The following is a 14397-nucleotide window of genomic DNA, read 5'->3' as shown; positions in this document are numbered from 1 at the left end:
GTTATCCTTCAACAAAGCTGACACGGATGGGCAGCCCCTGGCGCACGGATGCGCCGCTGACTCCTTCAAGCCAGGTGCCGGCGACCTTACGGGTCGGGTCGGCAAAGCCCAGATCGTTGATGTTGACCCCGGCACCGACCCAGTCGTTGCCGGCAAACGGCTGGCCGTCGATCAGGTGCTCGCTGGCACCCAACTCGGTATGGCCGAAGCTGTGCTCGATACCCAGCGCCCCTTTCATCACGCCGTTGCTGACCAGCGCCAGCGCCAACACTTCGCCGCCGGGGCTTTCGATGCGCACGGTATCGCCGTGTTTCACCCCCACCCGTGCGGCGTCCTCGGTGTGCATGAGTACCGGGTTATACGGCTTGATCATGCGCAGCCGCTCCAGGCCGATGGCGTAGGAGTTCATCACGTTGGACTTGTACGAGAATGCCAGCAGCGGCCATTCTTCCTCGGTATAGATGTCGCGCATCGGCGTGCCGTCGGCAAAGCGCGGCGCCTGGAAGCACGGCGTACCCGAGAGGCGCTCGCCGGTCTGGCTGTTGATCGTGGTGCCCACCTGGGGGTTGTACACGCACAGCGCCCGCGACCAGGCGTGCCCCAGTTTTTTGCCTTCGCCGAGGGCGGCGCTGTGGTCTTCAAAGCGCCCGCCGCGGGCGTACAGGTAGGCCACCCGACCACGTTCGTTTGCCGGCAGGGTGCGGGTCAGATGCGGCAGCAGCGGTTCGATGCCGCTGTGCAGGGCGTCGCTTGTGTTGATCTCGGGCAGCGGCTCGTCCATGTGCGCGATGTTAGCCGCCGCGCGCAGGAAGAAATCCTCGGCGCGGTGGAGCGGATACAGCTTGCCGTCGGCGCCGGGAATGGCGTCGTCGCCAAAGCCCGGCAGCCCCAGCCGCTTGGCGGTGGCAATGAAGAAGCTCTCCATGCTGATGGGTTCGCCGTCGGCGGTCTTGTCCTGACGCGGCTCGATAATCGGCCAGCAGGCGGTGGTCATCTTGGTCAGCGTACCGCTCCACGCGCCGGTAAAGCCCCAGACCTCGTACATCACCGAATCGGGCACGATGTAGTCGGCAAAGCGGTTGGTTTCGTTGATAAAACCGTCGATGGCAACGTAAAGCCCGAGGTGTTTCGGGTCCTTGAGCTTGTCGATGATGGTTTTATACAGCCCGGCCTGACCGTACAGCGGGTTGGCCATGCAGCCGATAACCGCCTTGATCGGATAGGGGTAGCCGTCGAGCGCCGAGGCCAGCTGCTCGGTCAAAATCGGCGGGGCGAGCGGCCGCCAAGGCGCTTTGGCCGGGTAGGGGTTTTTGCCGGCGTCGACCTTGCGCTGATACTCGGCGGTGTCTTCGTAGGCAAAGCGCGTGCGCGAAACGAACACGCCCTTGGGGCCGCGTTTGCCAGGGAAGTCGGCCAGATCGTAGCGCGGCCCTTTGCCGGTGCCGTTGAACTTGCCGCCGCCCAGCGCCGCGCCGCCCTGGCGGTTGAAGCTGCCCGCCAGCAGGTTGAGCATCATCAGCCCATAGGCGCCGTAAAAACCGGTGGCCGACATCATGCCGCCGTGGGTGTCGACCACGGCGTCGCGGCCGTAGGCGGCAAAGCGCTCGGCGATGTGCTTGATCATGCGGGGGTCGATGCCGCAGTGCTCGGCGTAGTCTTCAAGGCTGTGCTCGTTGGCGGTCTCGCGCAGCTTGGTCAGGCTGCTTTTGACCCGAACGGTGCTGTCAGGCGTCTCGCCGCTGCCCGGTATCACTACCTCGCGCTCGACGAAAAGTTCGGCCTTGCGCACATCGCGGCTGGGCTTCAGTGCGCCGTTGCTGTCCACTACCATGACGTCGTCGGCGTCGCTGCCGGCTGCAATGCTGCCTTCAAGTTCGCCCATATCCGAGCGGCGCAAAAAGTGGCCGAAGCGCGGATGGTCTTTGCTTTCGATCACCAGATGGGTGGCGTTGGTGTGGCCGTTTTCGCCCGCGGCATCCACCGCTTCGGGGCTGGGCATGGCGAGGTAGTCGGCGGCGTAGGCTTCGTGTGCGATTAGCCACTGGATCATCGCCATGGCGAAGGCGGTGTCGCTTGACGGGCGGATTGGCACCCAGCGGCTGCGATCGCCGGCGGAGTGGGAGGCGCTGGCGTTAAGCCCGGGGTCGATAACGACGTAGTCCAGCGTGCCTTTGGAACGCGCCTCGGCCAACAGCCGGCCCTGACGTTTGAACGGGTTGCCCGCCTGGCTCGGTGCGGTGCCGATGAACAGCGCAAACTTGGCGCGGGTGTAGTCGGGTTTGACGTGGGCAAATTTGGCCATGTCGTCCATCAGTGCGCCCGAGCCCATGCGGAACGCGAGCCCGCAGTAGGAGCCGTGGTGGCCGTAGTTGCGCGTGCCGAAGGCATTAAAGCCAAAGCGTTTGAGAAGCGCCGAACGGCCGTAGTCGGTCGCTTCCATCAGCAGCAGCTGGTTGGCTTTGGGGCCGTACTCGGGGTTGGCGGCATCGACGGGTTCGTCGTGGTTATGAATCGCGCGCAGGCCGTCGACCTGACCTTCGCCGAACAGGTCGCCGCCTTCGCAGATTTCTTCGATCAGCGTCTCGAAGGAGATGCGCTCCCAGCGCCGCTCGCCGCGCTCGCCCACGCGCTTTAGGCAGTGCTTGACGCGGTGGGGGCTGGTGATCTGGCCGATCATGGCGTTGCCCCGGGCGCAGGCGGTAGACCGGCCGGCAAGCCCCTGGTCTTGATAGGCGCTGACGTTTTTCAGCGCCTCGATCACCGGTGTGCGCATGGGCAGGTGCGGCTCGCTGGATAGCGGATGGTAAGGGTTGCCGATGGTGCGCAACACCTCGTCGCTATTGTTATCCACACGTACCCGCACGCCGCACTTGGTGGTGCAGCCGTAGCACACGGTAAAGGCCGTGCGCTGGTCGGGGTTCAGGGTCAGCTCGCCGGACTCGAGGTCGACGCTATATTCCGGCGCCAGCGAATTGCCGTGGATGGGGTGGTTGGGTTTTTCCCCTGCGCTTCCGCTAACGCCCTTGGCCATTTTGACCAGCGGGCCCGAGTAGCCGACGGCAAAGGCGGCGGCACCGCCGGTCGCGGCAGCGCCCTTGAGCAGGCGACGACGTGAGTTATCCATGGCGGGGAGCTCCTTGTGAAGCGGCGGAAACGGAAATGTTAGAGGCAGGGGCGTCGCGCTGCGGATCGAGCGAGGCCTCGCGCCAGGGCACGAACAGTTCGATCAGCAGCAGGGCGGTAAGCCACAGGCCGAAAATGCCGATGATGCCGGTCAGCCCGTAGGAGCCGAAAGCGACGTGATAGTCGTGAAAGCCGGCGCTGTTGCGGGCAACGGTTTGCACGTTCATCAGCACTACCCAGCGGAACATCCACGCCACGTGCAGCGCCAGCAGGCCCAGCACCCAGCCAAAGGCTTTGCGCCGAGCGGGGGTGCGGCGCACGACAAAAGCGAGCGCGGCCAGCAGAACGCCGGCAATGCCGCCTTCGATGGCGGTGCTACGCCAGGCGGCACTTTGGTCAATGGAATCCAGCGCGGCTGCGACCGAGCCGGAGACGGCGTTGGCACCGTCGAGAAACCAGGTCAGCGCGATAAAGCCCGCGACCACGCAGGCGCCGACCATGATGGCGAGCATCTGCCGGTTGGTGTCGGCTTGGCGCATGCCGGAAATCCGGTTGAGCAGCAAAATCAGTCCGCAGGCGCCAACGATGCCGGTGGCCACGAACATTGGCGGCAGCCAGATGGTGTGCCACAGCGGGCGGCCTTTGACGATAGCGACTTCGGCGCCGGTATAAATCATCATGCCGACGGAGGTAGCAAGCGCGGCGAGCCCGACCAGCACCATGATCTTTCGCGAGACCTGCCAGTCGCCCCAGGCGATCCAGCCGGCAATGAGTGAAAACCAGCCGTCGTTTTCCTGGCTGCGCGCTTTAAGCGCCGGGCGCCAGGCCAGCCAGGCCAGCAGCACGGTGCTCGCCAGATGTAGCGGCAGCAGAAAGCTGCCGAGCGACATCCACGACCAGGGCGTCGGATGGGCGTAGAAATGCCAGAAACGCAGCGGCTGGTGCAGGTCGGCGAGCAGTGCCACGGGTGCTACCAGCGTGGTCGACACGCAGGCCAAAAGCGCCAGCCGTGAGGTGGCCAGCCAGTGTTTCTTGCCCAGAATAATGCCCGGGGCTGCAATCCATAGGCTGGTGTAAGACAGCGCGATCAAAAAGAAGTACTGCACCGCCCAGGGGTACCAGGCAATGCCGTAGCGCGGCACGACAACCTCAGTGACCAAACTCATAGCCCAACTCCTTGCCCGCTTCGTTGATGACGTTCCAGATGCCGGGTTCGGCGTCGGGGCGCTGGGTAAAGCGCTCGTCCATCCCCAGATAAAACACTTGGGGCAGAGTGCCTTTTTCGGGCTGCAGCACCATCAGCTCGTCGCGGTGCTTGTCCATCAGGCGGCTGATTTCGCTTTCGGGGTCGCGCATGTCACCGATGATGCGTGCGCCGCCCACGCAGGACTCCACGCACGCCGGCAGCAGCCCGGCTTCCAGACGGTGGGCGCAGAAGGTGCATTTGTCCGCGGTCTGGGTCTTTTCGTTGATAAAGCGCGCGTCGTAGGGGCAGGCGTTAACGCAGTAGGCACAGCCCACGCAGCGGTCGCTGTCAACCACCACGATGCCATCCTGACGCTGATAGGTGGCCTGAACGGGGCATACCGGCACGCAGGGCGGGTTGTCGCAGTGGTTGCAAAGCCTCGGCAGCATGAAAGTGGCGACCTCGCCGGTGCCTTCCTGCTCGACTTCAAGCTGCGAGACAATGGTGCGAAAGTTGCCCAGCGGGGCGTCGTTTTCGATATGACAGGAAACGGTGCAGGCCTGGCAGCCGATGCACTGGCGCAGGTCGATCAGCATGCCGTAGCGCTTGCTGGGATCGCCTTCGCGGCGTGGGGGCTGGTCGTTGATGCCGGCGCTGGCCACGCTGGACAAGGGAACCATCGCCGCGCCGGCGCTCAGGCGCGCCAGCTGGCCGAGAAGTGAACGGCGTATGGGGTCCATGGCGCCTCCTTGGTAGGGCAGCTCTGTTGGCTGCATCAATGAATCGTCGGGACAGGCCAAGGATACGCCGCTGATCAACGTTAAAAGTTGATACCCATCAAGGGTTTATCTCGGTATTTTTAATGCTGCCTTAATCTTCTGGAGTAAGCTTTTGTTTATAAAGATAAAACCGGTTGTTCTTTAAATAACGATGTTGGCCCGCTGACCGGGAGGAGCAGGCACAAAAAAACCAGCCGCGAGGGCTGGTTTTCGTTGTGAGGTCAGTCAATGTTGACCGTCTTTCTCGGGTCGTCTGTGTCGACTCAGTACAATGGCGCCTCCGGCTCCAGCGTGCGGCGCAGCACGTTAAGCTCATCGGCGTGCAGGTGTTCAAGCCTGCCGGCCAGTAGATCGCTTATCTTTTGCACGGGAAGTCCCGCGCGACGGGCGATTTCACGGCTGCCGAGATCGGAGATGGCAATTAGCCGGGTAATGATGCGCATCAGGCGCGTGCGTTTTTCCAATTCCCTGACGTCAAAATCGTCAGGGCTGGTTCGCGGAGGGTCGGTCAGTTCTGCATGGGCAGACGAACGTGCCGTACTCATGAGTCTCCATTGATGGGAAGTGGCACCGCTAACAATGCCGCTAAGCGGGCGGCTTTTCAATGCCCGGCCGAGGAAAATTTCGTTCTGTGCCGATGCCCGCAGATGGCGCCATGCTGGTAAACTGTGCGCCTTCATTTTTTTGAGTAACGCGAACCAGCCGGAGATCAATGCCATGGCGTCAGAAAGCCCACCCGTTGTCGGAGTGATCATGGGGTCAAAGTCGGACTGGCCGGTCATGGAACACGCGGTCGCCATGCTCGAGCGTCTGGGCGTGGCCTACGAGACTCGCGTGGTCTCGGCGCACCGCACGCCGGATCTGCTGTTTGACTACGCCAAAGGGGCGTCCGCGCGCGGTATTCAGGTGATTGTCGCCGGCGCCGGCGGAGCCGCCCACCTGCCGGGCATGGTGGCGTCACAAACCCCGCTGCCGGTATTCGGCGTGCCGGTGGAGTCCAAGGCGCTGAAGGGGCTTGATTCGCTGCTCTCGATCGCCCAGATGCCCGGTGGCGTCGCGGTAGGGACGCTGGCCATCGGAAAGGCCGGCGCAACCAACGCGGGGCTGCTGGCCGCGCAGGTGGTGGGGCTGGCCAATCCGCCGGTGCGTACCGCCGTCGAGGCCTTTCGCGCCGAGCAGACACAGGCGGTGCTCGACAACCCGGACCCGCGCCCCTAGGCGCTGGGCCTGACGTAACGACAACACGGGCAATGATATTTCCGGAGGCTTTACATGAACATTGGCATACTCGGTGCGGGTCAGCTCGGGCAGATGCTGGCGCTTTCCGGCTATCCGCTGGGCAACCGCTTCACTTTTCTGGATACCACGGGCGGCCACAGCGCGGCGATTGGCGAGATCATCAGCGACCCCGAGAACCAGCGGCTAAGCGATTTTCTCGATCGGGTCGACGTGGTCACCTACGAATTCGAGCATCTGCCGGTGGCGCTGCTGCGTGAGATCGAGGCGCATAAACCCGTCTACCCTAGCAGCCGCGCCATTGCCGTGTGCCAGAACCGCGTGGAAGAAAAAGCGCTGTTTGACCGGCTGGAGATTCCCACGCCCGAGTATCGTGTGGTCACCAATGCCGCTGAGCTGGAAAGCGCCGCGCGCACGCTGGGCTGCCCGGTAGTGTCCAAATCAGTGACCGAAGGCTACGACGGCAAAGGTCAGGCGGTGCTACAAACCCCCGATCAAGCCGCCGACGCCTGGGCGACCATTGGCCACGAAAAACTGATCGTCGAGGCGTTTGTCGATTTCATTCGTGAGGTGTCGATGATTGCCGTGCGTGGCCGCGACGGCGAAGTGCGCTTTTATCCGATGGCAGAAAACCAGCACGTTGACGGTATTCTGCGCTACTCCATCGCGCCGCTGCCGGATCTGGACGCAGGCGTGCAACAAACGGCCGACGGCTACATCCGTACGCTGCTCGACGAATTAGACTACGTCGGCGTGCTGGCGCTGGAGCTGTTCCAGACCCGCGACGGCAGGCTGCTGGCCAATGAAATGGCCCCAAGGGTGCACAATTCCGGCCACTGGACCATGGACGGCGCGGTGACCAGCCAGTTTGAAAACCACCTGCGGGCGGTGCAGGGGCTGCCGCTGGGCGAGACCCGCGCGCTGTCGCCTACCTGCATGATCAACGTAATTGGCCAAGAGCCTGAGAGCGTCGAAGTGCTGCGTCTGGCTGACGCTCATCTGCACCGTTACGGCAAAGCCGAGCGCGCCGGACGCAAGCTTGGGCATATCAACGTGGTGGCGCACGACCATGCCGCATTGAAAGAAAAGCTCGATGTCTGCGCGGCGTTATTGCCCGATGCGCCGGCGCCGGCGTTCAGCTTTGTGCCGTAACGACTTTACGATTCGCAACTGAGCGTAAAAGGCGCTACATATACAGGCTACGCCTTTATAGGCTAAGCCTTCGAGCACGCAAGGCCACACTATAAGAAAGCTGCGGCGTCGCCCCAAGTCCGCCATGCCTGAACGTCCTGCGTTCGGGCTGGGTTTATTGGTGGAAAAAAACCGCAGCACAGGAGTAATGCCAGTCAGTTAAGCTTTTCATCTGCCTGCCAACCGGTGTTGTAAGAGGCCGGCTCTACCCACACCCCGGGCACAAGCGCCGGGCGAAGCAGGCCCATGGCCTGCCGGCTAATATCCCAATTCAAAAATCGGTTCGTGAATCAACCTTAACTGATTGGCATTACAGCACAGGAGCCTTTATATGCCGCCGATGTCGCCTTTTTTCGCCGGATCGGAGCTGAGAGGAAAGCTGCGAGGGGATTTTAGCGAAGAATGCCGCCGAGACCATGAGCACACGGTGCAGCAATTACGCAGCGAAAAAGTCCACCTGCTTTACGAAAACCTGTGGCAGCCCGTTGTTCTGAGCGTGGTTGTCGCTGGCCTATTGGTGATTACCCTGTGGCCGGTGGTACCCGCCGCCACGCTGCTCGGTTGGCTTGGTGCGCTGTCTCTCGTTTCGCTACTGCGTCTGGGGCTTGCACACTGTTATGCGCGCCTGCCCAAAGAACAGCGTCAGCACCCGCGCTGGCTGTGGCGGTTTGCCATCGGGACGCTGGTAGTGGGCTGCGTATGGGGCGCGGGCAGCTTCTTGCTGTTTACTCCCGATCACTACGGCCAGCTGGCGGCACTATGCATTGTTTTCTCAGGTATTATTGCCGGCGGCGTTACCACGCTTTCGACTATTTGGTGGGTGGCCGCTTGTTTTTCCGTGCCGATCATTCTGCCTTTGCTGGCGCAGTTTTTCTGGATGGGCACGACGCTTTCCATGCTGCTGGGCACCATTCTCACGTTGTTTCTCGGGCTGGTATTGCTCACCAGTCGTCGGCTCAATCGTATTATCCACGCAAATATTTATTTGCGCGTTAGCATGGCGGCACGCGAGGTGCTGCTGCGGGAAAGCGAAAATCGCTATCGCTCGATTTTTCAGCACTCGCCCCTCGGCGTGCTGCATTTCAATCGTAAAGGGCGCATCACCGACTGCAATGCCAAGTTATTGGACGTGTTGGGCGTTGCCCGGGCGCAGGTCATCGGTTATAACCTGCTGAATGACGCGGCTAATCCGGCCGTTGGGCGTGCGGTTGGTAAAATGCTTCGTGGTGGCACGGGATACTATGAGGGCACCTACACGCTACCGGATGCCAGTGAAGGCACGCCGCTGCGGGCTTTTTTCAACGTGGTGCATAGCGATGGTCATCAACAGGTTGGCGGTATCGCCATCGTTGAAGACTTTACCCAGCGCAAGCGTCAGGAGGCGATCATTTATCGTCAGGCCTACTATGACGTGCTGACTGACTTGCCCAACCGGCGGCATTTTATCGAAGGCGTGCAGGCGCTATGGCAGCAGACGCCGCCGAGCCGGGGAATGCTGATGTTTCTCGATCTTGATCGCTTCAAGCTGATTAACGATACCCTGGGCCACGCCGCGGGCGATGATTTGCTGGTGCAGGTGGCAACGCGCCTGCAGGGCTGTTTGCGCCCGGACGATCAGGTCGCGCGGCTAAGCGGTGATGAGTTTGTTTTGCTGGCGTTGTTTGACGCCGATGCTGATGAGTCGGGCATTGAGGAACAGGCGGCCGCTTATGCCGCACGCGTTGAGCGAGCGCTGGGCGCTGAGTATTGTCTGGAGGGGCAGCGGGTCAGCGTGACGCCGAGCATCGGCTATACCTGCCTGGATACGCGCACGGGCGATCATGAGGAAGCGCTTAAACAGGCGGATATCGCCATGTACCGCGCCAAGACGGCGGGACGTAACCATGTCTGCTGTTATCGTCCGGCCATGCGGGAGGCGTTTCAACAGTCGGCGGCGCGTTATACGTCGCCGGAAGCGGTTCAGGGGCTTCAATCGGATCAACCGGCTTTCACCGCGACGCTGGCGTGTCAGAAGGCGTTGGAGTAAATCAGCAGGATTGGCATGGCCTGAAGGCCACCATAAAAAAGCCCGGCCTTGATGCGATGCGTCAAGGCCGGGCGGTATAACGAGATGTCTCCCGTTCTATCAGGTCTTACGACTCGTCAAAGTAGTTTGCCTTGATCTCGTCATAGGTACCGTTGTCTTTCAGCGTCTCAAGCGCCTGGTTGAACTGGTCGGCCAGGTCTTTGTCGCGCTTGCGAAACGCCATGCCGAACCCGTCGCCAAAGTACTGCTTGGGCTCGGTGAGCATCTTGCCGACGACCTTGTAGTCGCGGTTATCGCTTTCCAGCAGCGTCGACTGGCCGACGGGGTAATCCAGAAAAACGATGTCCAGCCGCTCGGCTTCCATATCCAGCACCATGTCGTCGGCGGTGGAGTAGCGGTTGACGTCGGCCACGCTGCCGTACATGTCGGTGACGTAGTTATCCTGCAGGGTGCCGCGCTGAACGCCAATGGTCATGCCGTCGAGCGAGCCTTCGGTGGCCTCGGTCAGGTCGGTGGAAGACGGCGCAAACCAGGCCGAGGGCGGCGTGAAGTAGGGGTCAGAGAAGAGTACCTGTTCGCGGCGTTTGTCGTTGATGGTCATCGACGACATGATGGCGTCATATTTGCGCGCCATCAGCCCGGGGATGATGCCGTCCCAGCCCTGTACGATCCATTCGCACTCGACCTTCATTTCGGCGCACATGGCGTTGCCCAGATCGATATCAAAGCCGGTAAGCTCGCCATCCGGCGTGCGAAATTCCATGGGCTCGTAAGGGACATCCACGCCGATACGAATCTGGTCGTCGTCGCGTGCCTGTGCGCTGGTGGCGGCCACGGCAAGGCTCAGAAGGGAAAGAGATAGTAGTTTTTTCATTGTAGTCTCCAGGCAAAGGGGAGTCACCGCAGACGGTGATCCCGTTCAACTTACCCCAGCAAAGCGCCGAGGCAAACCTTTTCACTCTTTGGTGTTCATGTGACTAGCCGATACCTGTCGGTTACGTCATCGGCCTTAAGTGTGCGAGCAGCCTTTTCTCCAGAAAGCGGAAGAAATACAGGATGGTAAAGGTCAGGCACAGGTAAATCGCCGCGACGAACAGAAAGGCATCAAAGGGTGCGTAAAAGCGTGCGTAGACGAAACGGGCCGCGCCGGTCAGGTCCATCAGCGTCACGACGCTGGCAATGGCGCTGGCGTGGAGCATGAAGATGACTTCGTTGCCGTAGGCCGGCAGGGCACGACGAAACGCACTGGGCAGCACGATACGTCTGAGTGCCAGCGCCGGCGACATGCCATAGGCACGGGCGGCTTCGATTTCACCCTGGGGCGTGGCTTTTATTGCGCCGCGGAAAATCTCTGTGGTGTAGGCCGCCGTGTTGAGCGTGAAAGCGAACAGCGCCGGCATGAACGGTTCTTTGATGATCGCCCACAGCCAGGTGTCCTGAATGCCCTCCACAAACACCACGCCGTAGTAGATCAGGTAAAGCTGTATCAGCAGCGGCGTGCCGCGAAACACGTAGGTGTAGAGAAAAATCGGCCACTTGATGAAGCCGTGTCGCGAGCTGCGGCCAATGGCCAGCGGCACCGCCATCACCAGCCCGATAATCAGCGAGAGAAACACCAGCTGTACGGTGGTCGTCAGCCCGTCGCCGTAGAAAGACAGCGTTTGCAGGGTGAAGATGCTGTTGTTGGCGAGCAGGCCATCCAGCCAGTCGAGAAGCGCTTGCATTAGTCCATCTCCCCGTAGCCGATGCTGTAGCGTTTTTGCAGGCGAGCGAAAATCCACTCCGAGACGCTGGCGATCAACAAATAAATGACGGCCACCACCATCATGAAGGTGAACGGCTCGCGGGTGGCCTTGGAGGCCTCGGCGGCGATGCGCACCATGTCGGAAAGCCCGATGACCGAGACCAGCGCGGTGGTTTTGAGCAGCACCATCCAGTTGTTGGAAAGCCCCGGCAGCGCATGACGCATCATCTGGGGAAAGCGAATGCGCCAGAAAACCAGCCGGGGGCTCATGCCGTAAGCCTTTCCGGCCTCAATCTGGCCGTGCTCTACGGCCATGAAAGCGCCGCGAAAGGTCTCGCCCATGTAGGCGCCAAAAATCAGCCCGATGGTCACGACGCCGGCGACAAATTCGTTGATGTTGATGAAAATATCCACCCCCGTGGCGTCGTACAGCCAGTCGGTCAGGGCGTTGACGCCGATTTGTCCGCCGAAGAACAGCAGCATCATCAGCACCAGATCCGGCACGCCGCGGATCAGCGTGGTGTAGAGCGTGGCCAGGCGGTGGGCGACCACGTTGCCCGACATCTTGGCGCTGGCGGTGAAAAGGCCCAGCACCACGGCAAGCGTAAGCGAAAGCACGGCAAGCGACAGGGTAACGCCGGCACCTTCCAGCAGCCTTGGGCCGTAGCCCTGTAAATCCAGCATAAGTCGTCTCCAGAAAACCGCGTTCGGCGTATTAATGCTTGTTTTCAGTACTTTTTCTCAGTGCTTTTTCTCAGTACTTGCTGTCAGTATCCGGTTTCAGTACTTGGGGGCCAGAAATTGCTGCAGGCGCGGTGACTGCGGGTTTTTCAGTACCTCGGCGGGCGTGCCGGACTCTTCCACCAACCCTTCGTGGAGATAGATCACCTGGCTTGAAACATCCCGGGCAAAGCCCATTTCGTGGGTGACAACCACCATGGTGCGGCCTTCATCGGCCAGGCCGTGCATGACCTTGAGCACATCGCCGACAAGCTCGGGATCGAGGGCCGAGGTCGGCTCGTCAAACAGCATGACTTCCGGGTCCATCGCCAGCGCCCGGGCAATGGCGCCGCGCTGCTGCTGGCCGCCGGAGATCTGCGCCGGATAGGCGTTGGCGCGGTGGCTGAGCCCGACGCGTTCGAGCAATGCTTCGGCGTGTTCCACGGCTTCCTTGCGGGGCTTTCCCAGCACGTGAATCGGCGCTTCGATGATGTTTTCCAGCACCGTCATGTGCGCCCAGAGGTTAAAGCTCTGGAACACCATGGACAGCTTGGCACGCATCCTCACCACCTGTTTCCAGTCGGCGGGCTCGCGGCCTTTGGCGGTTTTTTTGAAGCGAATGGTGTCGCCGTGAACGATCAAATCGCCTTCATCAGGCTGTTCCAGCAGGTTCATGCAGCGCAAAAAGGTACTTTTGCCCGAGCCGGAGGCACCGATCAGGGTGATCACGTCGCCCTTGTGGGCTTCAAGCGAGAGTCCTTTCAAGACGTCCGTATCGCCAAAGCGCTTGGTAATGTTGCGCACTTCAAGGGGAAGAGGCGTGGTGGCCATAGCAGAGGCTCCAAAACAGGGATTGCCGCAGCAACCTTCAAGGTCGGTGTGAGTGCAAACGATGAGCGCAAAAGGTGAACGCATACGCCCGAGACGGCGGGTACAAAAAAGCAGGCGATTCTAACAGGCCAGCCTTGTATATAGCGTCTCATGCCGGCGTTTTATTTATTCGACTTTGGTTTTAGTGGTGGCGTCGGGCGGCGATGCCGGCGCGACCAACAGTGCTGCCCTTGCCCCCACTTCAACCCGGGCGTTGGGAAACACCACGTGAAGTGACCTGTGCTCCACTATTGTCTCTCCCGCGCTGGCGTCGTATGCCAGATGTTCCCCCGGCGCAAAGGCGGTGAAATTGGGTGTCGCGTCGGCAAAGCATAGGCGAAAATCAACGCTTTGGCGCATTAGCTCGTGTTCCACCTGAAAAAAGGCCATCGCGTTGGCAGGCGCTTCCACAGGGGGCTCGCCACGGCTCAGGGCGCTTAACAGCGCGAGCATGGGTGCCAGTGCCGCCAGGTCGTTGTGCCCGAAGGCGGCTACCCGGCCAAGCTCCAGGGTAAAGGCCTGAGCGCCGTGATAGTGCTTGCTATAGTGCGAGAACGTCCAGCTGTGCTGATGCTGATGCAGCACCGCCTGAATGCCGGCGCCTGCCAGAAAGCGCCACTGGGCCGGATGCGTGGGCGCGCTGGCGTAGGGCACGACCGCAAAGTACGGGTACAGGCTTTCGCGTATGGCCGTGTGCAAATCGTAATGCAGCGGTGTCAGTGCCGAGTGACGCGCGTAAAACGCATCGACCTGAGCCATGAGCTCGCGCGCGCGGTCGGGTTCGTCACCGTGGGCGTCAAGATCGCGCTGGAAGAGCCGGTTCAGGTTGGTGTCGATAAAGCGCGTGCCGGCGCGCAGCGCCGGCAGGTTGCCAAGAATGACAAGAATCGGTGCGCCCAGGCGTAACGTGCCGGCTTCAAGAGCGCAGAGTAGCTCGCCGATAAGCTCCACCGGCGCGGTTTCGTTGCCGTGAATAGCGGTGGAAAACACGCAGGCGTATGCCTGGTTTGCGTCAGCGGTGGCGCAGGCGGTGGGTAAAAGCTCCAGCACACCGGGTGCGTGCAGTGTATAGCGGCCTGATGGCAGCGTTCCCGATGAGGCGCGCGGCGCGGCGCCGTCAAGCGTCCAGTCCAGCCATTCGTTGAGCATGTCGCGCTCCTTGTTCAGACTGCCGCCGTTATGATGGCGCTGCGGTCGTTCGTTGCTGTCATTGTTATGGCCTCACTCTTGCGCGGTGTCGGCAGTGGCGCAAGCGCGCGCGTCGTGGCGATGAAAAAGCCGGTGCACAGATGAAAGCAGGTGCTTCCCGAAAAATCCGTAATCTTAAACCTTGGTCTAATAATCTGTTTTTCTTTGTTTTTATAAGAAATGGTGTTGAGCGAGGTGTGAATGATAGCGGTTATTGCTATTTTTCCCGATGCGTGAAAAATAGGCGGCCAGCACGCCTTTTTGCCGTGCCGGCGCTGTGGTCTTGAACTCATTTCAGGCAAGAACCGCAGCGTTTTTCTTGTTTTTCAACGTG

At 61.0% G+C, this 14397-nt stretch carries 13 protein-coding genes; 3 read left to right on the top strand and 10 right to left on the bottom strand.

Going from position 1 to position 14397, the window contains the following annotated elements:
* Position 1: 1 nt before the first annotated feature.
* The 4 genes from B5495_RS04930 to B5495_RS15080 form a co-directional block, all read right to left on the bottom strand.
* Complete coding sequence (locus B5495_RS04930; RefSeq protein ID WP_079551809.1) at positions 2 to 3124, bottom strand: molybdopterin dinucleotide binding domain-containing protein; 3123 nt, start codon at positions 3122 to 3124, stop codon at positions 2 to 4.
* Complete coding sequence (nrfD, locus tag B5495_RS04925; RefSeq protein ID WP_079551808.1) at positions 3117 to 4289, bottom strand: NrfD/PsrC family molybdoenzyme membrane anchor subunit; 1173 nt, start codon at positions 4287 to 4289, stop codon at positions 3117 to 3119. The genes B5495_RS04930 and nrfD overlap by 8 nt, the downstream gene beginning before the upstream one ends.
* Positions 4273 to 5049, bottom strand: a complete 777-nt coding sequence (gene dsrO / locus B5495_RS04920; protein ID WP_079551806.1) for a sulfate reduction electron transfer complex DsrMKJOP subunit DsrO — start codon at positions 5047 to 5049, stop codon at positions 4273 to 4275. Before dsrO ends, nrfD begins: the two co-directional genes overlap by 17 nt.
* 302 nt (positions 5050 to 5351) lie before the next feature.
* A complete protein-coding gene (locus B5495_RS15080) occupies positions 5352 to 5633 on the bottom strand; it encodes a helix-turn-helix domain-containing protein (RefSeq protein ID WP_079551805.1) in 282 nt (93 codons plus the stop codon).
* Positions 5634 to 5805: 172 nt separating this feature from the next.
* Here B5495_RS15080 and purE point away from each other — a divergent pair, with 172 nt between their 5' ends.
* From purE to B5495_RS15000, 3 genes are all read left to right on the top strand, one after another.
* The gene (gene purE / locus B5495_RS04910) at positions 5806 to 6306 is read left to right on the top strand and encodes a 5-(carboxyamino)imidazole ribonucleotide mutase (RefSeq protein WP_079554916.1); all 501 of its coding nucleotides are present in this window, start codon (positions 5806 to 5808) and stop codon (positions 6304 to 6306) included.
* Between the two features lie 54 nt (positions 6307 to 6360).
* On the top strand, positions 6361 to 7476 hold the full coding sequence (locus B5495_RS04905) for a 5-(carboxyamino)imidazole ribonucleotide synthase (RefSeq protein WP_079551803.1): 1116 nt from the start codon (positions 6361 to 6363) through the stop codon (positions 7474 to 7476).
* Between the two features lie 466 nt (positions 7477 to 7942).
* A complete protein-coding gene (locus tag B5495_RS15000) occupies positions 7943 to 9541 on the top strand; it encodes a sensor domain-containing diguanylate cyclase (protein ID WP_331712892.1) in 1599 nt (532 codons plus the stop codon).
* A gap of 106 nt (positions 9542 to 9647) precedes the next feature.
* On the opposite strand, the gene B5495_RS04895 is transcribed toward B5495_RS15000, so the two are convergent.
* The 6 genes from B5495_RS04895 to B5495_RS14590 all read right to left on the bottom strand — a co-directional run bounded on the left by B5495_RS04895 (position 9648) and on the right by B5495_RS14590 (position 14365).
* The gene (locus B5495_RS04895; RefSeq protein WP_079551799.1) at positions 9648 to 10415 is read right to left on the bottom strand and encodes a transporter substrate-binding domain-containing protein; all 768 of its coding nucleotides are present in this window, start codon (positions 10413 to 10415) and stop codon (positions 9648 to 9650) included.
* A 121-nt stretch (positions 10416 to 10536) separates the two neighbouring features.
* On the bottom strand, positions 10537 to 11265 hold the full coding sequence (locus B5495_RS04890) for an ABC transporter permease (RefSeq protein WP_079551797.1): 729 nt from the start codon (positions 11263 to 11265) through the stop codon (positions 10537 to 10539).
* On the bottom strand, positions 11265 to 11969 hold the full coding sequence (locus B5495_RS04885) for an ABC transporter permease (protein ID WP_079551796.1): 705 nt from the start codon (positions 11967 to 11969) through the stop codon (positions 11265 to 11267). Before B5495_RS04885 ends, B5495_RS04890 begins: the two co-directional genes overlap by 1 nt.
* A 96-nt stretch (positions 11970 to 12065) precedes the next feature.
* Complete coding sequence (locus B5495_RS04880) at positions 12066 to 12836, bottom strand: ABC transporter ATP-binding protein (protein ID WP_079551794.1); 771 nt, start codon at positions 12834 to 12836, stop codon at positions 12066 to 12068.
* 165 nt (positions 12837 to 13001) lie between these two features.
* Positions 13002 to 14024 carry a succinylglutamate desuccinylase gene (locus B5495_RS04875; RefSeq protein WP_079551792.1) on the bottom strand — a complete coding sequence of 341 codons (1023 nt, stop codon included), beginning with the start codon at positions 14022 to 14024 and terminating at the stop codon, positions 13002 to 13004.
* Positions 14025 to 14038: 14 nt separating this feature from the next.
* Entirely contained in the window at positions 14039 to 14365 is a 327-nt protein-coding gene (locus tag B5495_RS14590; RefSeq protein WP_154045220.1) for a hypothetical protein, read from the bottom strand.
* Positions 14366 to 14397 lie beyond the last annotated feature (32 nt).

This window comes from Vreelandella subglaciescola (assembly GCF_900142895.1).
GTDB lineage: Bacteria > Pseudomonadota > Gammaproteobacteria > Pseudomonadales > Halomonadaceae > Vreelandella > Vreelandella subglaciescola.
The sequence above is the reverse complement of the archived record's forward strand: the minus strand, read 5'-3'. Positions and strand labels throughout refer to the sequence as shown.